The sequence below is a fragment of the Pseudomonas sp. URIL14HWK12:I5 genome (assembly GCF_900176445.1).
Classification (GTDB): domain Bacteria; phylum Pseudomonadota; class Gammaproteobacteria; order Pseudomonadales; family Pseudomonadaceae; genus Aquipseudomonas; species Aquipseudomonas monteilii.
The window spans coordinates 165,424-191,888 of the sequence record NZ_FWXQ01000006.1; the positions used below are offsets into that span (position 1 = coordinate 165,424).

25 protein-coding genes and 2 pseudogenes are annotated in these 26,465 nt (G+C 61.9%); 11 read left to right on the forward strand and 16 right to left on the reverse strand.

Annotated elements, in window-relative coordinates:
• Positions 1-87: 87 nt before the first annotated feature.
• The 6 genes from B9A31_RS15545 (at position 88) to B9A31_RS15570 (ending at position 5,219) form a co-directional block, all read left to right on the forward strand.
• Positions 88-1,266 carry an ABC transporter substrate-binding protein gene (locus tag B9A31_RS15545; protein ID WP_084297125.1) on the forward strand — a complete coding sequence of 393 codons (1,179 nt, stop codon included), beginning with the start codon at positions 88-90 and terminating at the stop codon, positions 1,264-1,266.
• A gap of 30 nt (positions 1,267-1,296) precedes the next feature.
• Positions 1,297-2,283: a YVTN family beta-propeller repeat protein gene (locus tag B9A31_RS15550; RefSeq protein WP_016714307.1), complete on the forward strand. Its 987-nt coding sequence runs from the start codon at positions 1,297-1,299 to the stop codon at positions 2,281-2,283.
• Entirely contained in the window at positions 2,280-3,020 is a 741-nt protein-coding gene (locus tag B9A31_RS15555) for an ABC transporter ATP-binding protein (RefSeq protein ID WP_019099523.1), read from the forward strand. Before B9A31_RS15550 ends, B9A31_RS15555 begins: the two co-directional genes overlap by 4 nt.
• Positions 3,017-3,808 carry an ABC transporter permease gene (locus B9A31_RS15560; protein WP_084297126.1) on the forward strand — a complete coding sequence of 264 codons (792 nt, stop codon included), beginning with the start codon at positions 3,017-3,019 and terminating at the stop codon, positions 3,806-3,808. Before B9A31_RS15555 ends, B9A31_RS15560 begins: the two co-directional genes overlap by 4 nt.
• Positions 3,809-3,950: 142 nt before the next feature.
• The gene (locus tag B9A31_RS15565; RefSeq protein WP_016714310.1) at positions 3,951-4,499 is read left to right on the forward strand and encodes a PQQ-dependent catabolism-associated CXXCW motif protein; all 549 of its coding nucleotides are present in this window, start codon (positions 3,951-3,953) and stop codon (positions 4,497-4,499) included.
• A 54-nt stretch (positions 4,500-4,553) separates the two neighbouring features.
• Positions 4,554-5,219 carry a response regulator transcription factor gene (locus B9A31_RS15570; RefSeq protein WP_016714311.1) on the forward strand — a complete coding sequence of 222 codons (666 nt, stop codon included), beginning with the start codon at positions 4,554-4,556 and terminating at the stop codon, positions 5,217-5,219.
• Between the two features lie 45 nt (positions 5,220-5,264).
• Here B9A31_RS15570 and B9A31_RS15575 read toward each other — a convergent pair whose 3' ends face one another.
• The 11 genes from B9A31_RS15575 to B9A31_RS15625 all read right to left on the reverse strand — a co-directional run bounded on the left by B9A31_RS15575 (position 5,265) and on the right by B9A31_RS15625 (position 15,924).
• On the reverse strand, positions 5,265-7,202 hold the full coding sequence (locus B9A31_RS15575) for a hybrid sensor histidine kinase/response regulator (RefSeq protein ID WP_371104903.1): 1,938 nt from the start codon (positions 7,200-7,202) through the stop codon (positions 5,265-5,267).
• The gene (gene nosP, locus B9A31_RS15580; protein WP_027615160.1) at positions 7,132-8,295 is read right to left on the reverse strand and encodes a nitric oxide-sensing protein NosP; all 1,164 of its coding nucleotides are present in this window, start codon (positions 8,293-8,295) and stop codon (positions 7,132-7,134) included. Before nosP ends, B9A31_RS15575 begins: the two co-directional genes overlap by 71 nt.
• A gap of 130 nt (positions 8,296-8,425) precedes the next feature.
• Complete coding sequence (locus B9A31_RS15585) at positions 8,426-9,613, reverse strand: porin (protein WP_016714314.1); 1,188 nt, start codon at positions 9,611-9,613, stop codon at positions 8,426-8,428.
• A 239-nt stretch (positions 9,614-9,852) separates the two neighbouring features.
• On the reverse strand, positions 9,853-10,452 hold the full coding sequence (locus B9A31_RS15590; RefSeq protein WP_016714315.1) for a trehalose-phosphatase: 600 nt from the start codon (positions 10,450-10,452) through the stop codon (positions 9,853-9,855).
• Positions 10,452-11,150, reverse strand: coding sequence for a hypothetical protein (locus tag B9A31_RS15595; protein ID WP_019096515.1), 699 nt, complete (start codon positions 11,148-11,150; stop codon positions 10,452-10,454). The genes B9A31_RS15590 and B9A31_RS15595 overlap by 1 nt, the downstream gene beginning before the upstream one ends.
• 90 nt (positions 11,151-11,240) lie before the next feature.
• Complete coding sequence (gene pstB, locus B9A31_RS15600) at positions 11,241-12,002, reverse strand: phosphate ABC transporter ATP-binding protein PstB (protein ID WP_042131386.1); 762 nt, start codon at positions 12,000-12,002, stop codon at positions 11,241-11,243.
• Between the two features lie 75 nt (positions 12,003-12,077).
• Positions 12,078-12,971: a phosphate ABC transporter permease PstA gene (pstA, locus tag B9A31_RS15605; RefSeq protein WP_016714318.1), complete on the reverse strand. Its 894-nt coding sequence runs from the start codon at positions 12,969-12,971 to the stop codon at positions 12,078-12,080.
• Positions 12,971-13,936, reverse strand: coding sequence for a phosphate ABC transporter permease subunit PstC (gene pstC / locus B9A31_RS15610; RefSeq protein WP_016714319.1), 966 nt, complete (start codon positions 13,934-13,936; stop codon positions 12,971-12,973). Before pstC ends, pstA begins: the two co-directional genes overlap by 1 nt.
• Positions 13,937-14,006: 70 nt before the next feature.
• The gene (gene pstS / locus B9A31_RS15615; RefSeq protein WP_016714320.1) at positions 14,007-15,038 is read right to left on the reverse strand and encodes a phosphate ABC transporter substrate-binding protein PstS; all 1,032 of its coding nucleotides are present in this window, start codon (positions 15,036-15,038) and stop codon (positions 14,007-14,009) included.
• A 140-nt stretch (positions 15,039-15,178) separates the two neighbouring features.
• Positions 15,179-15,412, reverse strand: coding sequence for a hypothetical protein (locus tag B9A31_RS15620; RefSeq protein ID WP_016714321.1), 234 nt, complete (start codon positions 15,410-15,412; stop codon positions 15,179-15,181).
• 80 nt (positions 15,413-15,492) lie between these two features.
• Positions 15,493-15,924, reverse strand: a complete 432-nt coding sequence (locus tag B9A31_RS15625) for an MAPEG family protein (RefSeq protein WP_025753187.1) — start codon at positions 15,922-15,924, stop codon at positions 15,493-15,495.
• A 106-nt stretch (positions 15,925-16,030) separates the two neighbouring features.
• On the opposite strand from B9A31_RS15625, the gene B9A31_RS15630 reads away from it, so the two are divergent.
• On the forward strand, positions 16,031-16,846 hold the full coding sequence (locus B9A31_RS15630; protein ID WP_084297127.1) for a helix-turn-helix domain-containing protein: 816 nt from the start codon (positions 16,031-16,033) through the stop codon (positions 16,844-16,846).
• Here the strand turns inward: B9A31_RS15630 and B9A31_RS27510 are convergent.
• A pseudogene (locus B9A31_RS27510) lies at positions 16,836-17,243 on the reverse strand (hydratase); the annotation flags it as partial. The gene B9A31_RS15630 and the pseudogene B9A31_RS27510 sit on opposite strands and share 11 nt — an antisense overlap.
• Positions 17,244-17,610: 367 nt before the next feature.
• Between B9A31_RS27510 and B9A31_RS15645 the strand changes: the two are divergent.
• Positions 17,611-18,564: an RHS repeat-associated core domain-containing protein gene (locus B9A31_RS15645; RefSeq protein WP_159453280.1), complete on the forward strand. Its 954-nt coding sequence runs from the start codon at positions 17,611-17,613 to the stop codon at positions 18,562-18,564.
• Positions 18,565-18,681: 117 nt separating this feature from the next.
• Here B9A31_RS15645 and B9A31_RS27515 read toward each other — a convergent pair.
• Positions 18,682-18,783: pseudogene (locus B9A31_RS27515) on the reverse strand (DUF2780 domain-containing protein); the annotation flags it as partial.
• A gap of 243 nt (positions 18,784-19,026) precedes the next feature.
• Between B9A31_RS27515 and B9A31_RS15650 the strand changes: the two are divergent.
• Positions 19,027-19,902 carry a universal stress protein gene (locus B9A31_RS15650; protein ID WP_084297129.1) on the forward strand — a complete coding sequence of 292 codons (876 nt, stop codon included), beginning with the start codon at positions 19,027-19,029 and terminating at the stop codon, positions 19,900-19,902.
• A 247-nt stretch (positions 19,903-20,149) separates the two neighbouring features.
• On the forward strand, positions 20,150-21,376 hold the full coding sequence (locus B9A31_RS15655) for an MFS transporter (RefSeq protein ID WP_016714324.1): 1,227 nt from the start codon (positions 20,150-20,152) through the stop codon (positions 21,374-21,376).
• Positions 21,377-21,453: 77 nt separating this feature from the next.
• Here B9A31_RS15655 and B9A31_RS15660 read toward each other — a convergent pair whose 3' ends face one another.
• Positions 21,454-23,079 (reverse strand): methyl-accepting chemotaxis protein, encoded by a 1,626-nt coding sequence (locus B9A31_RS15660; protein WP_019099476.1) that lies wholly within the window; start codon positions 23,077-23,079, stop codon positions 21,454-21,456.
• Positions 23,080-23,338: 259 nt separating this feature from the next.
• Here B9A31_RS15660 and B9A31_RS15665 point away from each other — a divergent pair, with 259 nt between their 5' ends.
• Positions 23,339-23,737 (forward strand): tetratricopeptide repeat protein, encoded by a 399-nt coding sequence (locus B9A31_RS15665; protein ID WP_019099475.1) that lies wholly within the window; start codon positions 23,339-23,341, stop codon positions 23,735-23,737.
• A 25-nt stretch (positions 23,738-23,762) separates the two neighbouring features.
• On the opposite strand, the gene B9A31_RS15670 is transcribed toward B9A31_RS15665, so the two are convergent.
• A complete protein-coding gene (locus tag B9A31_RS15670; RefSeq protein ID WP_025753208.1) occupies positions 23,763-24,653 on the reverse strand; it encodes an alpha/beta fold hydrolase in 891 nt (296 codons plus the stop codon).
• 261 nt (positions 24,654-24,914) lie between these two features.
• Complete coding sequence (locus B9A31_RS15680) at positions 24,915-26,438, reverse strand: MocR-like pyridoxine biosynthesis transcription factor PdxR (protein ID WP_019099355.1); 1,524 nt, start codon at positions 26,436-26,438, stop codon at positions 24,915-24,917.
• Between the last annotated feature and the right edge of the window lie 27 nt (positions 26,439-26,465).

A 26,465-nucleotide genomic window follows, 5' to 3' on the forward strand; every position in this document is an offset into this window, starting at 1 on the left:
CCTTGGTACCGGCCGGGCGCTACTTTCTGCATATTTCCCCCTCCCGGTGGGCTTCCTATGCTGGCGCCATCTGCCGTGGAGTATGTTATGCGCCAGCCTGCCCCTCTTGCCCTGACCTGCCTGCTGGCCCTGGCCGCAGCGCTGTGCGCACCGCTGGCACCCGCCGAAGAACCCTTGCAGGTACACATCGGCTACCTGAGCTATCGCCCCGACCCAGGCCCGTTGTTGTCCAACATCATCCCCGAACCTGCCGATGCCGGGGTGCAAGGCGCGGAACTGGCGATTATCGACAGCAACAGCACGGGGCGCTTCCTGAACCAGCGATTCCAACTGACCAAGGCCACGGCCGACAGCCCCGAAGCCTTGCTGCAGGCGGCCAACGCCCAGCACGACCAGGGCCTGCGGCTGTTCGTGGTAAATGCCCCGGCCGCCAGCCTGCGCGCCTTGTCTGCCGCCCTGCCCGACAGCCTGCTGTTCAATGCCGGCAGCCCCGACGACAGCTTGCGCAGCAGCCAGTGCCTGGGCAATGTGCTGCACAGCCTGCCGAGCCGGGCCATGCTGGCCGACGCCCTGGTGCAGTTCATGGTATTGCGCAAATGGCAGCGGGCACTGTTGGTGGTCGGCCAGACCGAAGACGACCAGGCGTACGCCGCCGCCCTGCGCAGGGCGATGAAGCGCTTTGGTATGCAGCTGGTTGCAGAAAAAGCCTGGACCTTCGACAACGACCAGCGCCGCAGCGCCCAGGCCGACATGCCGCTGTTCACGCAAACCGCCGAATACGACGTGGTGCTTGTGGCGGACGAACGCGGCGACTTCGGCGAGTACCTGCCCTACCAGACCTGGTACCCGCGCCCGGTGGCAGGCACCCAAGGGCTGACCCCCACCGGCTGGCACAAGACCGTGGAAACCTTCGGCGCCGCGCAGCTGCAAAAACGCTTCGAAGCCCAGGCCGGGCGCTGGATGAACGACCGCGATTTCGCCGCCTGGATGGCCGTGCGCAGCGTCGCCAGTGCAGTCAGCAAACTGCGCCAGACCGAACCACGTGCGTTGCAGCAACTGCTGCTCAGCGAACAGTTGCCGCTAGACGGGTTCAAGGGCCGCAAGCTCAGCTACCGCCCGTGGAACGGCGAACTGCGCCAGCCAATCGCGCTGGTACAGCCGCGCGCCCTGGTCAGCACCTCACCGCAGGAAGGTTTCCTGCACCCCTTCAACGAAATGGACAGCCTGGGCTACGACAAGCCCGAAGTGACCTGCAGCTACCCCTGACCCGATCACCACAACAATAAGGAATCCGCCATGCGCCGCCTCTTTCACAGGGCCCTGCTTTGCCCCAGCCTGCTATCGGCCGCCTTGGCACTGGCCAGCGGGCACACCATGGCTGCCACTGCCTGGGTCTCCAACGAGAAGGACAACAGCCTCAGCCTGATCGACATGCAAACGCTTGAAGTCACCGACACCTTGCCGGTCGGCCAGCGCCCGCGCGGCCTGCTGCTGTCCCACGACAACAAACTGCTGTACATCTGCGCCAGCGATTCGGACCGGGTGCAGGTGATGGACGTGGCCACCCGCACGATCATCAAGGAGCTGCCCTCCGGCAAGGACCCCGAGCAGTTCGCCCTGCACCCCAACGACCGCTGGCTGTACGTGTCCAACGAGGACGACGCGCTGGTGACAGTGATCGACACCGTCACCGACAAGGTGCTGGGGCAGATCGACGTTGGCATCGAACCCGAAGGCATGGCGGTCAGCCCTGACGGCAAATGGGCAGTCAACACCAGCGAAACCACCAACATGCTGCACTGGATCGACACCAGCACCCAGACCCTGGCCGACAGCACCCTGGTCGATCAGCGGCCACGCTTCGTCGAGTTCAACAAGGACGGCTCGCGGCTATGGGCATCGGCGGAAATCGGCGGCACGGTGACCATTCTCGACGTGGCCACGCGCCAGGTACTCAAAACCCTGAACTTCCAGATCAAGGGCGTACACCCGGACAAGGTCCAGCCGGTGGGCATCAAGCTCAGCGCCGATGGCAAGTACGCCTTCGTCGCCCTGGGCCCGGCCAACCATGTGGCGGTGATCGATGCCAACACCTACGAGGTGCTCGACTACCTGCTGGTCGGGCGGCGTGTCTGGCAGCTGGCGTTCACCCCGGACCAGAGCCAGTTGCTGGCCACCAACGGCGTCAGCGGCGATGTCTCGGTCATCGATGCAAAAAACCTCAAAGTGCTCAAGTCGGTGAAGGTCGGGCGCTACCCCTGGGGTGTGGTGGTCACACCATGAACGCCCTCGACGTCAGTGATGTAAGCTTTGCCTATGGCCAACGCGCAGCACTCAAACAGGTCGGGTTCAGCCTGGCGCCAGGGCGATTCGCCGCATTGCTGGGCCCCAACGGGGCCGGCAAATCGACACTTATCGCCCTGCTTACGCGCCTGTACGACCTGCAGCACGGCGACATCCGCGTAGGCGGCTGCTCGCTGCGCAATGCCGCACGCCCGGCCTTGCGCCAGCTGGGCGTGGTGTTTCAGCAAAGCACCCTCGACCTGGACCTGACCGTTGAACAGAACTTGCGCTACCACGCGGCGCTGCATGGCCTGTCGCGGCGCCAGAGCAGCCAACGGGTCGACGCCGAACTGGCCCGTCAAGGCCTGGGCGAACGTCGGCATGAGCGTGTTCGTGCGCTGAATATCGGCCATCGGCGCCGGGTGGAGATTGCACGCGCCCTGCTGCACGAACCACGCCTGCTACTGCTTGACGAAGCCAGTGTCGGCCTCGACCCGGCCAGCCGCCTGGCCCTCAACCAGCACGTGCGGCGGCTGTGCCGCGAGCAGCAGCTCAGCGTGCTGTGGACCACCCACCTGCTGGACGAGGTCCAGCCCAGCGATGACCTGCTGATTCTGCATCAAGGCCGCCTGGTAGCACGCGGTACCGCCGACGCCCTGAGCCTGGAGCACGGTGGCGACCTCGACAATGCCTTTGCCCGGCTGACCAGCGCGCCCTCAGGAGCCAATGCCCAATGAACGCTTACTGGCAATGTTTCAACGGCATCATGCTGCGCGAATGGCTACGCTTCGTGATGCAGCGCACGCGCCTGCTCAGTGCGCTGGTGCGTCCGCTGCTGTGGTTGCTGGTGTTCGCCGCCGGGTTTCGTGCGGCCCTGGGCATTGCCATCATCGAGCCCTACGACACCTACATTCCCTATGAGGTGTACATCATCCCGGGCCTGGCCTGCATGATCTTGCTGTTCAATGGCATGCAGGGCTCGCTGTCGATGGTGTATGACCGGGAGATGGGCAGCATGCGCGTGCTGCTGACCAGCCCGTTGCCACGGCCGTTCCTGCTGGGCAGCAAGCTGTTGGCGACCGCGTTGATTTCCCTGCTGCAGGTGTATGCCTTCCTCGCCATCGCCTGGCTGTACGGCGTACAGCCGCCAGCGGCGGGCCTGCTGCTGGCGCTGCCGGCAATACTGCTGGTAGCGTTGATGCTCAGTGCCCTGGGGCTGCTGCTGTCGAACGCGATCCGCCAGCTGGAGAACTTTGCCGGGGTGATGAACTTCGTGATCTTCCCGCTGTTTTTCCTGTCTTCGGCGTTGTACCCGCTGTGGAAGATGCGCGAGGCCAGCCAGTGGCTGTACTGGCTGTGTGCGGTGAACCCGTTCACCCATGCCGTGGAGCTGGTGCGGTTCGCCCTGTATGAGCGGTTGAACCTGCTGGCACTGGCTGTATGCCTTGGCTTGACCGTGCTGTTCACCCTGCTGGCGATACTCACTTTCAACCCTCAGCATGCCGCGCTGCGCAAGCCGCGCTGAAGCCTCCTGCCTGGGGCTGCTTTATGGCCCCATCTTCCTGAGCAGTGCCTACTACTTTAGTACTGCCTTTGCTGTCTGATCGTCGCATTCACAACACACCACCACTGGCATGTAATGGGCCTATAACAAAAAGGATAAAACCATGCCACGTGCCCCGCGCCCTTTGCTGGCTGCCCTTTCGCTGTGTCTGTCACTGGGTATCGCCCAGGCCGACACCACCCCGCTGTTTTCCGCCGAAGGCTACCGCGCCACCCTCTACCGCAGCCCGACCCCGCAACAGGTCGAGGGCGGCCAAGTCATCGACACCGCCACGCTGCAAAACCTGCTGGCACAAAGCCCCAGGCCAGTATTGATCGACGTCTATCGCCGCCAATGGCTGCAAGGCCAATTCATCGAAGACGAACCGCACGCCAACCTCCCGGGTAGCCTTTGGCTGGCCAACACCGGCGACGGCGAGCTGAGCCCGGCCTGGCAGGACTACTTCGTGCGCAACCTGCAAAAAGCCACTGCCGGGCACCCGGAGCACCCCCTGGTTTTTTATTGCCGCTCCGATTGCTGGTTAAGCTGGAACGCGGTAAAACGCGCTAAAGCCCTGGGCTACAACAACCTGTACTGGTACCGCGACGGCCTGGACGCCTGGCAGCAGGCCAACCTGCCGCTGCAGCCAGCGCAACCTGTACCCTTTCCCTGAACTGCCTGTAAATGCGTGCCCCGCCCCCTCCAATAAAAACAAGGTGAAAAGGCCATGTACAAAATTTTGATTGCCGACGATCACCCGCTGTTTCGCGAAGCCATCCACAACGTCATCAGCGATGGCTTCCAGGGCAGCGAGGTCATGGAAACCGCCGACCTGGACAGCGCCCTGGCCCTGACCCAGGCGCACGACGACCTCGACCTGATCCTGCTCGACCTGAACATGCCCGGCATGCATGGCCTTAACGGGCTGATTACCCTGCGCAACGAGGCGCCGACCACCCCGGTGGTGATCGTTTCGGCCGAGCAGGAAAAGCAGATCGTGCTGCAGGCCATCACCTACGGTGCCGTGGGTTTCATTACCAAGTCTTCGCCCCGTTCGCAGATGATCGAAGCGATCGAGCAGATCCTCAACGGCAATGTCTACCTGCCGCCCGACATCATCCGCGCCCAGAAAAGCAACACCAGCCGGCGCCACAACGAGGCGCCGAGCTTCCCGCCGGAAATGCTCCAGGCCCTGACCCGCAAGCAGCTGCTGGTACTGGAGCGCATGACCAAGGGTGAGTCGAACAAGCAGATTGCCTATACGCTGGACATCGCCGAAACCACGGTGAAGGCTCATGTTTCGGCGATCTTGCGCAAGCTCAATGTGCATAACCGGGTGCAGGCCATTCTCAGTGCCGGGGATATCGATTTTGCCGACTACCTGCGGCGTTAGCCTGTTCTGGCCTCTTCGCGGGCGAGCCCGCGAAGAGGCCAGCGGCTATGTCATGCTGCCGGCCAGCAGGTGACTCATCGCCGTCTTGAGCTTCATCGGCCGCACCGGCTTGTGCATCAGGGTGTGGCCCAGCTCGCGAATCTGCTGCTTGAGGTCGTTGCTGTAGTTCGCGGTAATCATCAGCGCCGGTAATGGCTGGGTGCGCCGGGCATTGATCCGCGCCACGGCGTCGACACCGTTGCAGTCGTTGTCCAGATGGTAATCGGCTATCAGCAGGTCGGCTTCGGCATGGTAGTTGTCCACCTGGCGTGCCAGGTCTTCCTCCGACAGCGCCGTGACCACCCGGCAGCCCCACCCCTCCAGCAAGGTGCGCATGCCGGCGCAAATCGCCGCGTCGTTATCCAGCACCCACACCCGCGCCCCGCGCAGGCGTTCGAGCATTGGCTCGCTGACCACCTGGCTCGGCTGGGTTTTGGGCGCGGTGGTGCTCAGTGGCACTTCGACGGCGAATACCGAGCCTTTGCCAAGCCATGAACGTACCCGTATCCGATGCCCAAGGATGCCGGCGATCTTTTCTACAATCGCCAGGCCCAGGCCTAGCCCGCGGTCCTGGTCCGGGCGCTGCACATCACCGCGCTTGAACTCCTGGAACATGTCGTCCAGGTGCTCTTCGGCAATGCCGATGCCACTGTCCCACACTTCGATCCGCAGGCCGCCACGCAGGCGCCGGCAGCCCAGCACCACACGCCCGCTGCGGGTGTAGCGAATGGCATTGCTGAGCAGGTTGCGCAGGATCCGCGCCAGCAGCTGGATGTCACTGCGCACCACCGCCGAACAGCCCACGAAATGCAGTTCAAGGCCTTCACTGCGCGCCACCTGTGCGTATTCGGCAGCAAGGTTGTCCATCAGTTCCCGCAGGGCAAACGGGGCGACATCGGCTTTGATCACCCCGGCATCGAGCTTGGAAATGTCGACCAGAGTGCCGAGCAAGTTCTCCACATCTTCGAGCGAATTGCTGACGTTACGTACCAGGTGGGCGCTGTCTTGCGGGTCGCGGCGCTCCAGCAATGCGCTGGTGAACAGCCGCGCCGCGTTCAGCGGTTGCAGCAGGTCATGGCTGACCGCTGCGAGGAACTTGGTTTTCGACAAGTTGGCCTGTTCGGCCTCGCGCTTGGCCTCGCGCAGGCGAGCCTCGGCTTGGCTTCGCTCTTCGATTTCACGCAGCAACTGGTCATTGAGGCTGGTCAGTTCGGCGGTGCGTTCGCGCACCCGCTGCTCCAGGTGCTGATAGGCCTGGTGCAGCGCCTGGGCGGTGTTGCGCCGCTCGGTAATGTCGCGGATCAACACGAAGATGCCCACCACCTCGCCGCTGGCCAGGCGGTTCGGCACGTAGGAGCGCAGCATGTAGCGTTCCTGGCCATTGATATTGGTTTCGGCAAATTCGAAGGTGACGCTCTCCCCCGCCAGCGCCCGCGCCACATAGGCTTCCAGGCGCTGGTAATGCTGTTCGCTGTGGGCCTCGCGCAGGCTCTGGCCAAGCATTACGCCGTGGGGCCAGCAATACCATTCTTCATACACCTTGTTGGTGAACTCGTAGACCAGATCGGCGTTCAGGTAAGCGATCAGCGCCGGTACATTATCGGTAATCAGGCGAATCTGATGCTGGTGGGCGGTCTCGGCCCGCTGGCGGGCCTCGCTGAGCAAGCGGTTGACGGCCTTGAGCTCGGCCATGGCCTGGTTCAGGGCATCGGTGCGTTCACGCACCTGCTCGGCCAGCACCACGGAATGCTGAAACGCCGCATAGGGATCGTTACCCCGGGTTACCCCAGACTCGATGCGTTCAATCAACGCGCCGTTGATCCGCTGCAGCTTTTGGTTTTCGTGCTGCAGCCGGGTGACCTCGGCCTGCAGCTCAGCGCCCGACAGGAGGCCGGTTGCGGGCAATGGCGACCCCGGTGAAGGTCTGGTTGATGTGCATGCCATTGAACTGTTCTCCGTAGGTGTTGAAACCGATCACCCGCTGCTCACGCAGAAACGCGCCGACCGGTTCCAGGCCATGCCGGGCCTCCAGTTCCAGCCGCCGCAGGAAGCAATCACAACCAATGGTCAGCAACAGCGGCCCGAGGCGCTGGCGCAGGCCGTCGAACAGCTGGTGCAGGTTAGGCAACAGCGGGCCTGGGGTCATGGCCGTAAGCACGATGCCGTTTTCCACTGCACAGTAAAAACTCAGGCTCAGGTCCGGGTGCACCTGCTGGATCGCTCGCACGTAGTACTGGTCGTGAATGCGCACGGCCAGCGGGTGAGCGGCGAACACTCTATGGTCAAGCGCAGCCACCGGTACACCGATGTGGCGGGCGTATTCTTCGGCTGCGGGCTCGGCATTCAGTTCAATGACCCGGCGCTGGGCGCTGTCGGCGCCGGTTACCACCAGCTTTTCCTGGCGTGGCAAGATGTGGTGCGTGGTGAACACTTCAAAATCGAGCCAGGTGTTGACCAGCACCACCACGGCCGCCCCGTTGTGGAAGGCGCCGCCGTAGTACACGTGGGTACGTGTCAGGTAGTTGTCGTCACCGGCAGAGCCCCCGAAATGCGGGATTTCACCTAACGCCGCGCTGAGCGCGGCAAGCACCATTTCCTCGCGGCTGGACAGGCCGTCGAGCAAGGTCAGGGCAAAGCTGTGGCCCTTGATGGGGGCTAACGTATTGCTGCGGCAGGTGCCGACCAGGCGCTCGACCATCTGCTGGGCGTCGATCAGGCTGAAGCGCTCCATTTCATCGATCAACGCAGTGGCGATAGAAAAGTGCCGGTGATCAAAGCCTACGGCTGTGACGCAATTACGGCCGTAGCCCTGCGGCGTGATTTCGCCGGCGCTGGTGCAGCCGACCAGGCGGATGCCGCCGAAACCTTGCTCCAGGGCCTCGCCCAAGGCCTGCAAGTCGTATTCGGCGGAACAGAAGAACAGCACGAAACCCAGGTGCGGGTGCAGCAATTGCCGCGCCAGGTCCTGGGCGGCCAACCGGGCGTCGGTGGCCTGGGACATGGCGCTGACCACACCGTCGTTTTGAGCCTGCTGCATTGGGGTCTCCGGCGCGGGGTGGCTGAGGGGTCAGTGTACGAAGGTGTTTGCGGGGGACGAATGCTACTTGGGTAGCGGGTGGGCGGTTCCATGGGCGTAAATGTTGGGGCCGCTTTGCGGCCCCGGGTGCCTACCAGGTCAACACCGCACCCACTGCAAAGGTATCGGTGTCTTCGTTCTGCGCACTGGTGTCATGCCCATCGATGGAAAACTGGTTGTACTCGGCCACCAGCTTCAGGTTGTCGTTGACGTCATGGAACAGTGCCACGCCACGGGTCTCGTAGTCCGCCCCGCTGCCCACCGCACCGTTGCCATCGTCCTTGGTCTTGCCATACGACAAGGCAATGCGGTTCTTGCCGACTTTGTACGAACCCTGCAACAGGTAGCCGTCACTGTCGACGTTACGCAAGACCGGTTCGCCGGCATTGTTGGTAAAGAACGGGTTGATACCCTTGGCCTGGAACCCCGAGCCGGTCAGCGACAGCCCGCCCATCTTCGCCTGCACGCCATAGCCAACACCTTTGGACGTGATCGTCTCCACCGTCGAGTCGGTGTTGTCGGAGGTCTGGTAACTGCCGTTGACCCAGCTGTAGATCTGCGCCCCGCCCAGGTCGAACTGGTAGGTAATCTCGCTCTCGGTACGCGGGTTTTCCTGGTAGGCCTTGCCGGTCGGGCTGCTGTCGTTGGTGTCCACCGGGTCCATGATGCCTACCGCCACGCGCAGGCCGTCCATTACCGGGGTGCGGTAGGTGATCTGCGAGGTGGGGAACGGGTACGGGTAGCCACTGCCGATGTTGCCGAACGACACCCCGCCGCCGTCCACCAGCCCCAAGGTGTCACTGACCTGGCCGTAGCCGGCCAGCAGTTCGTCGAGCAGGATGTTGGAACGGGCGAACAGCCCGAAGTCCTTGCCGATCAGCACCTCGCCCCACTCGGGATTGGCCACGGTGCCGTAGAACTGGCGCACGTCGATGGCGGTGTCGGTGCCGTTGGTTTCACTGTCGTTGATGGTGACCCAGAACGAGGCACGTGCGCCGAGCTTCAGGTCATCCACCTGCTTGCCCATGTTGAAGCCCAGGTAGTTGGGCAGGAAGCCCATTTTCACCCGCGACTGGCGGCGATCGAACTGCTCGCCTTCGCGGTCGACCTTGCTGTTGACGTAGAAGGCATTGATGTAGCCGTCGGTGGAAAAGGTGGTCTGGTCTTTGTCGTACAGCATGATCTCGGCTTCGGCGACACCACTCAGGCCCAGGGCAGAAAAGCTGGCGATGGCGGCGGCGAGGAAACGAGGCGGCAGGTGCTTATTGTTGTTGTACATGGCGCGCTCCAAACAGGGGACTGGATGTCGGAGGCGATTATCAGAACAGGGCAAATTGCCAGATACGCTGCTTTGGGGCGGGGTGGTGGGTGCTTTAGATCGGCTCGTGAGGCGTGATGATTTGGAAGCGCAACCTGATGGGACCGGGATGCAAGACTTACGGTGTACGCATGAATAACCGGCTGGTATCAGTACGGCTGAACGAACTGGGGCCGCTTTGCGGCCCCATTAACGTGTGCTCAGGAAGCAAGCGCCTGCGAACGCTGGCGCAGTGGCATTTGGTAGCGGTGCGGTTGCTGCCAGGCCAGCCGTGCCTGCACATCGACCACCGCGTCCTTCACCTTCTGCGCCCAGTGCTCATCCTTCGGGCACACCACCACCACACGAAAACCATGGTCGACACCTTCCAGCCGCACACCTTCGGAGTCATCGACATGCAGGTCGATATCGAACGCCGAGGGTAACTTCGAGGGGGAATTCTCCAGGCCTTTCTGGGCCAGGATGTGTTGGTGCCGGTCGCTGTTGACCACGCCATCGACATGGATGCCATACAGCATCAGCCAGCGGCGAATGTAGGCCGGGGTGCGCCCCGAGGAGGTATAGATCCAGATGCTGCAACCCTGGCGGCGCAGGTCGCGGATCAGCGAACGCGTGCCACTGCGCAGGGGCTCGCCCAACCAGCGGTGGACGAAGCCCGGCAGCTTGCTGTCCTCGGCGTCAGCGTGCTCAGGCAGGCAGGCGAGCGTGTCGTCGATATCGAAGGAAATACGTACCTGGCCACGCTTGAGCTTGCGCTCGATGGCTTGGCGCCCGCGCTGGAGCATGGATGAACGAAGCATCAGCGGCTCCTCTCGCAGGCAGGCACGGGCGTACCGCTCAGGAAGAACTTGCCGGGCTCAGGCGCCTTCGCTTCAAGGAAAGCGGCGTACTTTTTCTTGATTTTGGGTAGTTCGTACAAAGCCTTGACACCGTGTTTGGCGGAGTTGCGAATGACCGAGGACGGGTTGAAGTAACCCTCGGCGTTATCCAGCGACAGCACGAATGGCGGCAGCCCGGCACGCATCAGCAAATAGCTGACAATGAGCGAACCCGTGCGGTTGTTGCCTTCGATGAACAGCTGCGGCTTGCTGAGGATACGTACATACACACCGGCAGCCCGCTTCCAGACCGAATCGCTGCGGTACGCGCAGTACCAGTTGTACAAATCCTTGATGCCACCTTCGACGTTGTTGAAAAAGTGCGCCTCGGTTGCAGCCAGGTGGGGGGCGAACTCCAGGCGGCGGGCCGGGTCGCTGCCGCACAGCACGGTGGCATTGATTTCCAGCATCAGGTTCAGCTGTTGCAGGTCGAACAGGTCGATACCGCGAGCGACATAGTCGTCAATCAGGGCATAGCCTTCAAGCACATTCAGCAGCACCTCGTCGGTGAACGGGTCCCTCGGTTCGGTGAAATGCTGGCTGAGTTCGGCAAAGCGGCCTTGCACCTCGCGCAGTGCGCGCTCTACCGCTGACAGATCAAGACGACGCATCGCTGGCATTGGAAATCCCGGGTAACACTTTAAGGGAAGGTAACGCGGCCGGGCGTTGCACCCTTCCTGGCTGCAACGCCCGGCCACCTTGAAAAGTGATCAGCTGAACTTGCCGCTGATGTAGTCGGCAGTCAGTTGTTCACGCGGGTTCTGGAAAATCTGCGTGGTCGGGCCCATCTCGACCAGGTAACCGGTACGGGTACCCTGGGAGATATCGACCGAGAAGAACGCGGTGGTGTCGGCGACACGAATCGCCTGCTGCATGTTGTGGGTTACCAGCGCGATGGTGTAGTCCTTCTTCAGTTCGACCATCAGCTCTTCCACGCGGCGGGTAGCGATCGGGTCAAGTGCCGAGCACGGCTCGTCCAGCAGCAGCACCTCCGGTTCGGTGGCGATGGCGCGCGCGATGCACAGGCGCTGCTGCTGGCCGCCGGACAGGGACAGGCCGCTGACCTTGAGCTTGTCCTTTACTTCGTCCCACAGGGCGGCGCCTTGCAGCGCGTGCTTCACGCGGTCACCCAGGTCGCCCTTGTAGCGGTTCAGGCGCAGGCCGAACGCGACGTTGTCAAAAATGCTCATCGAGAACGGGTTGGGCTGCTGGAACACCATGCCGATGTAGCGGCGCACGACTACCGGGTCGACGCCCTTGCCGTAGACATCCTGGCCCAGGAAGTGCACATGCCCTTCGAAGCGGAAGCCCTTTACCAGGTCGTTCATGCGGTTGAGGCTACGCAGCACGGTACTCTTGCCGCAGCCGGATGGCCCGATGAAGCCGGTGATCTCGTTCTTGCGGATCGGCACATGGCTGTCGCGTACGGCCATGAAGTTGCCGTAGAAGATCTTGTCCAGCTTGCAGTCCATGACGATGGGGGTTTCGTTGACCACGGGAGCGACCTTTTGCGCAGTGGATACGTTCAAGTTTGGATGCTCCCTTTCTCAATACTTGGGCTTGCCGAAAACACGGCTAAGAATGTTGATTACCAGCACGATCATTACCAGTACCAGCGAAGCCGCCCAGGCGAGCTCCAGCTGGTTGTCGAACGGCATGCCGGAGAAGTTGTAAATCAGCACGGCCAGCGAGGCCGTGGGGTTCATGACCGCCAGGCTGCCGTCGTGATAAATCCAGTAGTTGCTGAACAGCGCGGTGAACAGCAGTGGCGCGGTTTCGCCAGCGGCGCGGGCCACGGCCAGCATGACGCCGGTCAGGATGGCGGGCAGGCCGGTGGGCAAGACGATCTTCCAGATCACCTGTGCACGGGTGCAACCCATGCCGTAGGCAGCATCTTTCATGATCTTGGGCACCATCTTCATCGACTCTTCGGCGGTCAGCACCACGATCGGCAGCATCAGTACCGCCAGTGCCACGCCACCTGCCGGCGCCGAATAGGTACCGGTGGTCATCACCACCAGGGCGTAGGCAAATACACCGGCCAGGATCGACGGCAGGCCAGTGAGCATCTTGGCGGCAAAGCGCGCGGCGTTGGCCAGCTTGCTGTCCGGCCCGAGTTCGGCCAGAAATACCGCCGCCAGGATGCCAACCGGCACCGCGATGGCTGCGGCGATACCGACCATGACGAACGTACCGGCCATGGCGTTGCCGAAGCCACCGCCCATCTCGAAGCCGGTGGGCGGCAGCTCGGTGAACACTTCCAGGTTAAGGCGTGCACCGCCGCGGGTAACCAGCATGTACAGCACGGAAATCAGCGGCACGCTGGCCACCAGCGCCGCAACCCAGGCCAGCGTGGTCAGTATCAGGCTGCGCAGGGCACGGCCTTCCAGCTTGCGCTGCAGGCTGGGCAAAGCAGTTGTTGGGGTGCTGAGGTCCGTCATTATTTGTTACCCCGCTGGGCGTAGAGCATGATCATCGAGCCGAGCACGTTCACCAGCAGGGTGATGAACATCAGCACCAGTGCGGCGTACATCAGTACTTCGACCTCGTTCGGGCCGGCTTCCGGGAAGTTCAGCGCCAACAGCGCCGCCAGGGTGTTGGCCGGTGCGAACAGGGACACGGAAATGGTGTTGGCGTTGCCGACCAGCATGGCCAGCGCCATGGTTTCACCCAAGGCACGGCCCAGGCCGAGCACCAGCGAACCGAAAATACCGGTGGCGGCGGATGGCACCATCACCTTGAGGATGGCTTCCCAGTGGGTAGTCCCCATGCCGTAGGCCGCCTGCTTGGTTTTCATCGGCACGCTGGTGAGCGCATCCTGGGAAACGGCGGCAATGGTCGGCAGGATCATGATGGCCAACACCAGCGCCGCAGGCAGCAGGCCTGGCCCGCTCAAGGAAGTGCCGAAAAACGGGATCCAGCCCAGCTCGCTGTTCAACCAGGTGGTCAGCGGGCGGATGGCCGGGATAACGACGTAGATGCCCCACAGGCCATAAACCACGCTGGGGATGGCGGCGAGCAACTCGACAATGGTGCGGAACACGGCAGCCAGCCGTGCCGGCAGGAAATCCTGGGTGAGGAAAATGGCCATGCTGACGCCGAAGAAACCGGCGATCAACAGTGCGATGAAGGCGCTGTAAAGCGTGCCCCAGATCGCTGGCAGAATACCGTACTTGCCTTGGTTAACATCCCAGACGCTGCCGAACAGCACGTCAAAACCGTGTTTTTCAATGCCTGGCAGTGCCTTGCGGCCCACTTCGTAGACCAGCGCGACGACCAGCGCCAGTACCAGCACCACACCAATGCGCGCAAGCGCACGGAAAGTGCGATCAACCAGGAAGTCTTTCGCTGACGGTGGCTGGCACGCAGAGTCGGGGTTATCCGGTATGGCAAAGGGTGTGTTCATGGGCAAATTCCGGGACAAGGGACAAACACGCCCGGCACGGCTTCACTGCCATACCGGGAGCGCCTGGGTATTACTGGATGTTGGCCGACGCTTTGCGCACCTGGTCGACAACCGACGGTGGCAGCGGGATGTAACCCATCGAATCGGCGATGGTCTGGCCTTTGGTCAGGCTGTACTCGACCATTTCACGCATGGCTTTGGCCTTGGCCGGGTTGCCGTTGTCCTTGCGGAAGATCATCCAGGTGTAGGAGGTGATCGGGTAGGACTTGGCACCGGTCGGGTCTGGCAGCCAGGCCACCAGGTTTTCCGGCATGTTCACCGCAGCCAGTGCTTCGGCACCGCTCTCGGCGTTCGGCACGACGTATTGGCCAGCCTTGTTCTGCAGCACGGCGAAGTCGACCTTGGCCAGCTTGGCAAAACCGTACTCGATGTAGCCGATGGCGCCTGGGGTCTGGCGGACGGTGGCGGTTACGCCATCGTTTTTCGGCGATTTGATGAACTTGTCAGTGGCCGGCCAGTTAACGGTGTTGCCTTCACCCAGCCCTTGCTTGAAGTCAGCGTTGATGGCCGACAGGTGCTTGGTGAAGACGGCGGTGGTACCGCTGGAGTCGGCACGTACCACCACAGTGATCGGGGTGGCAGGCAGCTTCAGCTCAGGGTTGGCCGCAGCGATTTGCGGGTCGTTCCACTGGGTGATCTTGCCGAGGAAGATGTTGGAGTACACATCGCGCGGCAGCTTCAGGCCTTTAGGGTTGCCCGGCAGGTTGTAAGCCAGCACGATTTCACCGGCGGTCATTGGCAGCAACTGCACGCCTTCGCCAACCTTGGCAATGTCTGCTTCGCTCATGGCCGAGTCGCTGGCGGCGAAGTCGACGGTCTTGTTCAGGAAGTCCTGTACACCCGCCCCGCTCCCCTTGGACTGGTAATCAACGGTGACGCCAGCGGTGTTCTTGCTGAAGTCCTTGAACCAGGTCAGGTAGATGGGTGCAGGGAAGCTGGCACCGGAACCGGTCAGGCGAACGTTTTCGGAAGCAAAGGCTGCCGAAGTGGCGCAGAGGGAAACGGCAACAGCGAGTGCAGCAGACTTCATCAGGCGTTTCATCAAAATGTGCTCCGTGTGATGGCCGGCACACTTTGCATCAGCTGTGTTACAGCTTTGTGACTATTGAATGGCAGGCCGCACGTTAGAGCTTTCTGGTTGCGCCATCACGGCAGATTGATGCCATGCGCGGCTCACCGGCATCAACCAAGGCCGGCAATACCCCCCTCATCTGTTTCTGGGCAGCGGTTACGGCATAGGCACTCGAACTCCGCCGCAGCCCGGGTCGGAAAGTTGAGGCTCAGGCGCATCTTGTCTTGCGTGTCATAAAGGTCGTAGCCCTCCCCCAACACGGCAGGAAAGCCGAGGCGGCGTGGGTAGATTTCTTTCTGGAGCGGCACGGCAGGAACCACAACGAAGCGCGTCTGCATGATCATCCCTCTTCGGCAGTGCTTTAGTATTAGTACTGCTAGAGGAAAGCATCAAGCTGACTCATGCAAAATTGCGCGGGCGGTCATCAGGCCCGGTAAAGGCTGAATACCCTCATCAGGATGAGCACGCAAAAGCCCAGCAGGCAGAGCACACCGATACCATAGAAGAGTGTTCGCCAAGGCTGCAGCGCCGCCAGGTAGGCCCCTGTGTGCAGGCCCCTGGCCAAGGTGAACACGACGCACAGCCAGGCAGTGAGTGCGGCAGGCGAATCCAGTGCAATGGCCAGCCCGCCAAGGGCAAAAAAAGCCGGGATGTTCTCAAGATCATTGGCCCACACTCTGGCGGCGCGGATTACCTGCGGGCGCTCCGCTGGCTGAGGGGCGCGCTTGAAGACAGCGGCATCCTCCGGGTTGGTGAACGCGACAACGCGCAAGCGGTGGTAACCCTGATAACAGGAGACCAGGAACATCTTCAGGAACAACGCGACCACGCAAAGCGCAAAGACATGCAAGCCCATCGTCCTCTCCTTGGTAGGGTTTGCCACCACAGTAGTGATAGGGTTGCTTGCGCTCAATGACCCGTGAGGTCATGGACATTGCACTCAAGGACGATCAGGGCAACGCATGAATCCGCATCTTTTCCATCGAAATACCCCTGCCCCACAGACCACGGCGGGCCAGCATCTGCGTCAGCTGCGCCGGCAGGCCAACCTCAGCCAACTGGAACTGGCGCTGCTGGCGGGGCTGTCGCAGCGTCATCTGAGCTGTGTGGAAACCGGGCGCGCCAAGCCCAGCCCGAGCACCTTGCATGCCCTGCTTTCGGCGCTTGGCGCGCCGCTGGCGTTATGTAATGAGGTGTTCGTCGCCGCCGGGTACGCGCCCCGCTACGCGGCCTCGCCACTCGATGCGCCTGAACTGGCCTTGGTACACACCGCTATCGACCATATCCTGCAGGTGAACAACCCCGCACCGGCAATCGTCATCGACAGCAACTGGGACGTCATCGCCGCCAATACCAGTACGGGCCTGCTGTTGGCGATGGCAGGCGTTACGGCACAACCGGTGACAGGGCTTAACCTGTTGCAAACACTGCTCTGCCCTGGCGGCCTGGGCGACCACCTGGCCAATGCGCAAGAGATCCGCGCCGCTGCCTGGCAGCGCGCCACCAGGGAGGCCGCCGGCAACCCGGCACTGGCCGAGCGCTTGCACAGCCTGCCGGCCCCGGCCAGCCCACTTGAAACGGCGGCGGCTCCCGTGTTGCTCACCCGTGTATGCACGCCTTACGGTGTGCTGACGTTTCTGTCCACCTTCACCACATTCGGCATGCCGCAGGACATTACCGTGCAATCACTGCGCATCGAGCACCTGATCCCTGCCGACCCGCAGACACGGCAGCGGATGCAGGCGGCATTCGAACAGTGGTCGGCCGTTACAGGGTGAACGACAACGTCTGGCCAAGGAACCTGGCACTGACCTGATGCCCTGCTGCCTTCAGGTCGAAGGGCTGGCACATGGCCCCCGTGGTTACCACATCCCCGGCATTCAGGGTAAAGCCACGTTCGGCAGCATGGGCATACAGGTGGGCCAGCGACACCAACGGGTCGGTTGCGGCATCGCCCGTCAAGCCCCGCACGCGTAGTTCGCCATCAACATGCACCTCGGTGGTCTCGGCCAGGTCGGCCAGCAAAGGCACGTCGATGCCTGCGCCGAGGCTGCTGCCCACGACCAAGGCTTCAAACCCCACGTTGTCCGCCACGAAGCTTGGCCAGCCGACGCTCTTGCGGTCGACAAAGCGCGAGCGCACCACTTCGAAGGTGACGCAGGTGGCGCGCACATCAGCGCGGCGCCTTCAGCCTGCGATACTTCATGGGCATAGCGTTGTGCCGGCGGGCCACCTGGGTGGCTTTCACCAGCCTTGGCGCGCAAATCGGGCCGTTGCTCGGCGACCCGCGCAACTACGGCTTCGACATGACCTTCGCTGCGGTCTTACTAAAAAAGCCTGGATAAATGGCCAACCAACCCTGTTACCCAAGCTACTGCAACCGCCACGGCGCAAGGTAACAGGTACAAACCCGTGACCGCCTTGGTCAGCCGGCCATGGATGCGTATACCTATCATTTTTGCCAGTAGTACCCGACTTGAAATCACGAGAGACTTATACCTGCACGCTTGCACACTTCTCAATGGACCGAGGTAATAGCACGATGAATGCCACACCTATTTTCAGGTTATATTTTTACCAGAACAAAAGTCTTATTTCAATCAAAGAGCACGCTAGAACTCATTCTGCTTTCAGAAATGGCGAACAGCCACTCGCGCTAATGGATTCGAGCAAAACAGGTGATTCCTGCCTTATTGCAATCAATGCTAGCCACTCAGTTCTTAACTACCAAAACACCAACCAAAAAAAAACAAATGTTTATTCACCCTATGGCTATGACCCCGCTGAAAACTCAATATTGGAGTTAATCAGCTTCACTGGTCAGGCATTGGACTCCATGACAAACTGTTACGCGCTTGGAGCGGGGCATCGCAATTACAGCCCTATTCTTATGCGCTTCCTAAGCCCTGACAGCTTAAGCCCCTTCAGGGACGGAGGGATAAACACATACGCTTACTGCTCTTCCGACCCCATTAACTATTCAGACCCATCCGCACAGACAAGACGCGTAGTCAGTACTATCGGCGTACCTCGCGGAGGAGTAAAAGCCCAGGTATTCAAACGCCAAGCCCAGGCATCCAAAGACCTAAGCAAACGCCCCCCATTGCAACGAGATAGCGTCACACACCCTATCAAAGGGGAGAAACTAATATCCGGCGACAAAAGATCCGTGCACTTCAATAAACATCTGATGCCCAGTAATATCTCTCACGGAGTCAACGACGAACCAAAATCCATCCTGAAAAATAAACGCACCTATTCTCAGAACGACATTGATATCGGCTCATTTAACATTTTCGACCAAGCAAGCCGACAGAACTATGCCAACGAACATAACATAATGATATTAAACACCCTACCCCAGGGACATCCGCTACAAACGGCAATACAATCTGAAATTAACTTAGGAAATGGATCTAACTCTCTCGCCACGGACAACGCTGCTGTCCGTGGCGAAATACCACCTTTACCGCCTAGACTCAATCCAACTACTTGATAACATTGAGCCGGAATAATGCGCTGAATCGGGATCTATCGGGGTGACCTCATAACCGGCAGCCAACCCCGACACAGAGGACAAGGCCTCCCGGCGATAGTACCTGCCAAAAGACCTTCAGACCGAAAGCTGTACCAACGGCGCCGTCCACAAGCTACCCAGATTCTGCAACAACGGCCCGGCAGCCCCCTGCTGCCCAACGTAAAGTAGAAACAATGGTTTTCCTTCTTGCCGGTGGTGGTGTTTGCCATTGTCGTCACAGGGGTGCTGCGCGTGCTGTTGCCAGCATGATTCGCTGCAGCTGCAGCTGCAGCTTCTCCATTCCATTGACACACATCAAGCCCTCACGCCGGGTTCGCGCGAGGATGGCTTCAAGCAAGGAATGACTCAAGCACCGCCAGCCGCACAGCAATAGGGATTTACCCAATATCACTGTGCGCGGCCTTGGACAAGGAGCCCCACATGAACCCGCTGAAACACATACTGGTTGCCACCGACCTGTCCCCCTATGCCCGCAACGCTGCGGAGCGCGCCGCCTACCTGAGCAAAGCGCAACAGGCTTCGCTTGACCTGCTCTACGTTGCCAACCCGGCACCCTTCGAGCGCCTGAAGCAGTTGGTAGTGCCTGACGACGACCTGTTGAAGCGCGTACTGGATAGCGCCGGAGAAAAAATCCATGCGCTGGCCGCCATGCTGTTCCAGCGCTACGACATCTCTGCAGGTGTGCAGGTTGCCAGCGGCTCGGTGACCACGGAAATCACCCGGGTGGTACAGGACAAGCACAGCAGCCTGCTGGTGTGCGGCGCCAGGGGCCAAGGCGTGGCCCGGCGCCTGCTGCTCGGCTCGACCGTGCAGAAAATGCTCAACCGCATGCCCTGCCCTTTGCTGGTGGTCAAGCCTGCTCCTCGCGATGCCTACCGCACCGTGCTGGTTCCCGTCGACTTTTCCCCCGTATCGCTGCGCGCCATCGAGTTGGCCAGGCGTATTGCCCCACAGGCCGAGATCATTCTGTTACATGTGTACGAAGCACCGTTCGAAAGCAGCGTGCGCTTCGCCCACATCGACCACGACACCCTCACCCATTACCGCAATGTGATCCGCAAGGATGCTGTGACACAGCTTGCCGCCCTGAGCCAGGCAGCCGGCATGCCCGATGCACGGCAGATCGTTGTGCATGGCGACCCTGGCTGGCGCATTGCCGAACAGGAACAGGAGCTGGAATGCGACCTGATCGTGGTCGGCAAGCAGGGTACTAGCGCGCTGGAGGAGCTGTTGGTGGGTAGCGTCACCAAGCATGTACTGAACGAATCGCAGTGTGATGTGCTGGTGTCGCCATAACACACCGGACCAGGCGGGCAGCCTTTTTCCGAATGCTGCCCTACCCGCAGCATTCCCAGGTTCCGCAACAACTGCCTACAGTGACACTGCCATTGCAAGCGCTCTGCTCACGGTGTTTCATCGATTGCGCTGATGTTTACTATCAAGCGGCCTGCCTGTCGTCCTGACAAGGGCGTCCCTATAATCCCCTGCAAATCCCCCCGCTCCTGCGCCTGCTACAGGCGATATCCCTCATGGAACCAAACCCATGCCAAGCAACCGCCAGGCCCCTCGCGGCCTTCCCGAACATAGTCAACAGAGTGTCCTGCAGCAATGGCTGGCAATCCTCTCGGTCGCCGTGGGTGCCTTCGCCCTGGTCACCAGTGAGTTCCTCCCGGTGGGGGTGCTCAACGATGTGGCCAGCGACCTGGGCATCAGTGCCGGGCTTGCCGGCCTGATGGTGACCCTGCCCGGCATCATGGCCGCATTGGCCGCCCCCCTGATTTCCGTCGGCGTGGGTGCGCTGGACCGACGCTACCTGCTGATCGGCCTGACACTGATCATGATCATCGCCAACGCGATCGTGGCCTATGCCGGCGACTTCAACCTGCTGTTGGTCGGCCGCGTGCTGCTGGGTGTGAGCATTGGTGGTTTCTGGGCGACCGCCATTGCCCTTAGCGGCCGACTGGCACCTGATGGCATGGGCGTGGCCAAGGCCAACTCCATCATCATGGCTGGCGTAACCCTGGCAACCGTCGTGGGTGTACCCGTGGGCACCTGGCTCAGTGGCCTGATGGGCTGGCGCATGACCTTCCTGGTGACCGCACTGGTGGGTGTGCCTGTGCTGCTGGCCCAAGTGTTCCTGCTGCCGCGGCTGATGCCGGAAAAGGCCATTCGCATCAGCGACCTGCCGGCGCTGTTCATCAACCCGCAAGCACGGGTCGGCTTGATCGCCGTGTTGCTGATTGGCCTGGCGCACTTTGCCGCGTACACCTATGTCGCACCGTTCTTCAAGCAAAATGCCGGGTTCGACGGGCCTACGATCGGCTCCTTGTTGCTGCTGTATGGTGTGGCCGGCTTCATGGGTAACATCTTCGCCGGCTTTGCAGCCAACCGCAGCGTGCGGCATACCCTGATGCTGGTCGCGTTGATGATTGCCGTCAGCACTGCCCTGTTCCCGCACTTCGCCACCGGCATGACCGGCGCGGCGATGCTGATCGCACTGTGGGGCTTCGCCTTCGGTGCGTTCCCGGCCTGCGCCAACATCTGGATGTTTGTCGTAGCCCCCAAGGATGTCGAGCGTGGCATGCCGCTGTTCGTGGCCATGTTCCAGGTGATCATTGCCGTGGGCTCATTCTTCGGCGGCCAGGTGGTCGACCACATGGGCACAGCGGTGCTGCTGAGCCTGGCCACGGCGCTGGTAGGCTGCGGCTTTGTCACGGTGTTGGTGCTGGGCCGCAACGTCAGCAACAGCCTGGTGGCGCAGCCAGGCTGAGTTGTATTGCCGGGGCTGCTGTGCAGCCCCTTGTAGGCAAGCCCGCGTCTGCACACAGGCGCACCCTGCACTGAACGTCACAACCTGAACCTGCCCGCCAGCGCTGTCATCTGCCCGACCAACCCCGACAGCGCCTTGCTCGCTTCGCTGGTTTGCTGTGCGCCCGCCGCCGAGTGGTTCGACAGCTCGCGAATGTTCAGCAAGTTACGGTCCACCTCCCGCGCCACTTGGGCCTGCTCTTCGGCCGCACTGGCAATGACCAGGTTGCGCTCGTTGATTTCGCCGATCGCACTGTAGATGCCCTCCAGCACCTGCCCTGAGGCCAGGGTCACGTCCAGCGTCGACTGGGCACGGTTGGTACTGGCTTGCATCGAAGCCACTGCGGCCTCGGTACCGGCCTGCACGCGGCCGATCATCTGCTCGATTTCCTGGGTCGACTGTTGTGTGCGGTAGGCCAATGTGCGCACTTCATCCGCCACCACCGCGAAGCCACGGCCGGCCTCACCCGCGCGGGCGGCCTCGATGGCGGCATTGAGCGCCAGCAGGTTGGTTTGCTCGGACACCGAGCGGATCACCTCCAGCACCTTGCCGATATCCCGTACCTGCCCGACCAACTGCTCAAGGTGCGCACTGCTGGTCTGGATCTCGCGGGTCATGGCCTCGGTGCCGTCGATGTTGTCGCTGACCTGACGACGGCTTTGTGCGGCCAGCTGGTTGGACTCACTGGTGGTCTGCGAAGTGGTGATGGCATTACGTGCAACCTCCTCCACAGCCGTGGTCATTTCGGTCACGGCGGTAGCGGCCTGCTCCAGCTCCTGCCCCTGCTGGCGCAGGTTGTTGGCGCTTTCCTCGGTGACTGCGTTCAAAGCCGTGGCAGCAGCGTCCAGCTGCCGGGCGCAGTGGTCGATTTGCCCAAGGGTATCGCGCTGGCTCTGCTGCATGCGTTGCAGCTCATGGAACAGCTGGCCGATCTCGTTAGTGCCCTGGCCTTGCACCGGCACGCTCAGGTCGCCACCGGCAATGCGCTGGAAATGCCGACCGGCTTCACGCAACGGGCGCAGTACCCGCTGGGCAATGAAGGCCCAGCACAGCACCGCCAACAGCAAGGTCACACCCAGCAGGCCCAGGCTCAACCATTGCGCACGGGCCAGGCGCCGGTCGGACTCAAGCATGATCTGCTGGCTCCGCTCACTCAGTGCGCCAACCAGTTGCTGACGCAACGCCTGCAACCGGCCCATGGCATTGCCGGCATCGCTGTTGACCTTGAAGTACTGCTCCAGCGAACGCTGGCGGGTCGCTTCCCGCTGCCCCGCCACCGCCTTGGCGTACTCGGCAAAGGTAGCCTGCAGCTCGATAGCCAGTGTGCGAAGGGCGGTCTCGCGCGCGCTTTCGACAAATTCGTCGACCAGCTTCTGGCTCTTGTCGTTCAGCTCGACCGACAGCGCCATGCGCTTGCCTGCGCTCTCGTCATGGCCACCCAACTGCTCGATGAAACCCGAGGACACATTGGCACTGGAACGAATCGCCATGAGCAACGCATTGTTCAACCGGTCCGACTGGTGTGCGGTCTGGTCCAGTTCGGTGATCTGCTGGTCACTGCCCACAGCTGCCCACCAGGCGCTCACGGTAGAAAACAGCAAGGTCAGGCTGAACAGCGACAATACCCAGAACATTCCGGTACGTATCTTCAGGTTGGCAAGCATGCGGGCAGTACTCCTGGTTGGCACCACTTCTGGTCGATGATTCGACGGTGGGTGTGCTGCTATCGGAGGTGCCGGCGCAGGCTTGAGGTGCCTGGAAGCGGTTATGGGCGGTAACCGAACAGATGTTGCCCAGCCCAGGGGCGGGAGCGGCGGCAGTGCGCCGCCCACGCTTGAACTTCATCCCGGGTTCCCGGTCTATAGCGACCCCTCGCCCCTTACCCGCGAGCGGCTTGCCAAAGACCTGTCGAGTTCACTGCCAATGCCCAGCACACCTGCCCTGTCAGCCTTGCTTTTGTTGTTGAGCGTAGTGGCAACAACCCACTCGCTGGCCGGCGAGCGCTCGGCGCCTGCACGCAGCAACACGGCATCGACCGTGCTGATCGAAACGGCTTCGCAGCAGTATGCCGACGGCAAACTGGACCAGGCTGCGGCAACCCTTGAGCGCGCGCTGCACATCCAGCCGAACAACCCGGCAACCTTGCACTACCTTGGCGTTCTGCGCCTGCAGCAAGGGCAGTTTGAACAGGCAGAGACGCTGGCGCTGCGTTCCAACCTGCGTGTCGGGGCCAACCACGCGCTGCGCAATCGCAATCTGCAGTTGATTGAAGCCGCACACAACGCCCAACGCTCAGGCATGCTGCCGACGGCTGCGCATTGATGATCGGCCAAGCGCCAACAAAAACTCAGCGACCGAGGAAATCGACCACTGCCTCGGCGAACGCCTGGGGTTGATCCAGCATGACGAAGTGGAAGCTGCCGTCGATCCGCTTGAAACTGATGCCCCGCGTGCCGGCATAGGCATCAGCGAAGGTTGCATCAACACGGGTCGCGGGTATGCCATACAGGGGATCATAGGCATACACGACCTCTACCGGTGCCTGGATACGCCCGAGTTCCGGGCGCAAGTCGGTGGTCATCAGTTCATGGGTGGCATCGGCTACCGTCTTGCGGTCCGAGCGCAGCGCTGCCTCAACCAGTGCAGGCCTGGCCGCTGTGGTCTTGGCCAACCGGTCGATGGCTGCCCGCTGCATCGTTTCGGCCTGCGCTGCCGGTGCCGCCAACATCGCATCGCGCAAGGCGGCAGCCTGTGGTGCTGCCGTTTCAGCGGTTGCCGCCGGATCGATCAATAACGTGTAGAACGGCAGCGCGTCGACCACCATCAGCCGCCCCACCTGCTCGGGGTGACGCGCGCCGAGCATCAGCGCAACCTCGCCGCCCAGCGAATGACCAATGATGGCCGGTGCCTCCAGGTGCTGGCTGCGAATGTAGCCTGCGACTGCCTCGGCCACGGGAGCTGCCACGCGCCCCTGCGCAGCGGGCACGGCAGGCGCGCCGGCAAAACCTGCAACCTGCACCAGATGAAGGCGGTGCTGCTGGCGCAGCGCACTGGCAAGCCCTGCCCATACTTCACGCGATGAGGCCAACCCAGGGATCAGGATAACGTCTGGCCCGGCGCCCTCGACCTGCACAGAAATGCGTTCATCAGCCATAGGTACTGATTGGCCTGGTGCGGCTAACGCCGAAGACAGGGCAACGCTGGCACCGATTGCCGCAAGCAGGGTTCGTACACGCATAGTGGCCATTCCTTTGACTTGAACCTGGAAAAGCCCGCCACTATAAGGCGTGCCACACGGCATGGGTAAACTATCGTTTGCAACCCGGTACGCTACACCGTTAAAGGCGAGGCCCTGGGGAGGCCTGGGCACAGCGGCAATTGCGGCTGAGCCCGCTTGCCGAACAGGTGCTTGCCGGGAAGGTACAGTGGCTTGATTGCAACCCCGCACCGCGTTGGGTTGGCGGGGTGCTGATCGATGCGGCGGACAGGCCTTGGGTGGTCAGCGAGCAAGGCGAGGTGTGGCGGCGGCGATAGCGGCTCGACAAGGGGGCCGCTGTGCGGCCTGTGCCAAACGTTGCGTGGCCAGCCGGATCTCATCCACATCCAGCGAAGCAAACCCCAGGCGCAGGGCGTTCTCGGCATGGCCAAACGGGGAAAACTGCCGCCCACTGCGCACCACCAGGTCCAGCTCCAGTGCTTTCTCGACCAACTCATCCACATTGATTTCGTCGGCAAAGCGCACCCACAGCGCCAGTCCCCCCTCCGGCTCCTGTACGCAAATGTGCTCGCCAAACGCTTCGTGCAAACACGCCAACAGGGTCTCACGGCGTCGACGGTACTCACGGTTGACCCGGCGCAAGTGCTTCTTCAGCTCGCCCTCATTGATCAAGTCCGCCAGCATGCGCTGCATCACCGCATCGCCCTGCCCCAAGGTCAGCGTCGCCCTGCGCTCCAGCACGGCAATCACCTCCACGGGCGCCACGATATAACTGCAGCGGAACGTGCTGCCCAAGGGCTTGGACATCGTGCCAATGTAGATCACATGCCGCTGCTGGCGGTCGCTGGCCAAAGGCAGGTAGGGCCGCCCGGAGAAGTGGTATTCGTAGTCGTAGTCTTCCTCGACCACGCAAAAGTCGTGCTGGCGCGCCAGCTCCAGCAACTGCTGCCGGCGCCCGGCCGGCAGGCTGACCGTGGTGGGGAACTGGTGATGGGGCGTGATGTACATCATCCGTACCTTGTGCTGCCTGCACAGGGCATCGAGCTGATCGACCCGGCAGCCCTCATGGTCCAGTTCCACAGTGACCAGCCGGGCACCCCGCTGACGGAAAATCTCCCACGCAGGCGGATAACTCAGGCGCTCGACCAGCACAACATCACCCGGCTTGAGCAACACGCTGGCCACCAGCGACAACGACATCTGCACCCCCTGGGTCAGGCAGATATGCTCGGCGCCAACGTTCAGGCTGCGATTGTGCCGCAGCATGTCGGCCAGGGCGCTGCGCAGGTAGCGGCTGCTGCATTCACTGCCGTGGCGCACGCTGTTGCTGGTGAAGCTGCTGCGCAAGGCATTGCGGTAATAGCGGTGCAGTACAGCCTGCGGCAGCAGGCGGTGGTCACACGCACCGTTGTCGAAAAACAACGCACCTGGCCGCCCCTGCTGCGCGGCGGCCTGCTCGTTCGCCGCAAAGTAGGCAACGGCGGGTTCCTCGGGCAGCGCCAGGGCAAAGCGCCGGGTGGCATCATGTTCGGCCCGTGCGCTGGCCGCCAGTTGCTGACTGACAAAGGTGCCCCGGCGCTGCACGCTTTGCAGCCAGCCTTTGGTTTCGGCTTCCTCATAGGCCAGGATCACCGTCTTGCGGTTGACGTTCAGCAATTGCGCCATCTCCCGCGTGCCCGGCAAGGGCGTGCCAGGGCGCAGGCGACCCTCGCTGATCGCAGCCACCAAGCCCTCGACAATCTGCCGGTACGAAGCTTGCACCCCGTCGAGTTTGAGCAGCGGCTGCCATTTACGAAGCTGGACCATGTGAATTATCCAAATCTGGAGGTTCTG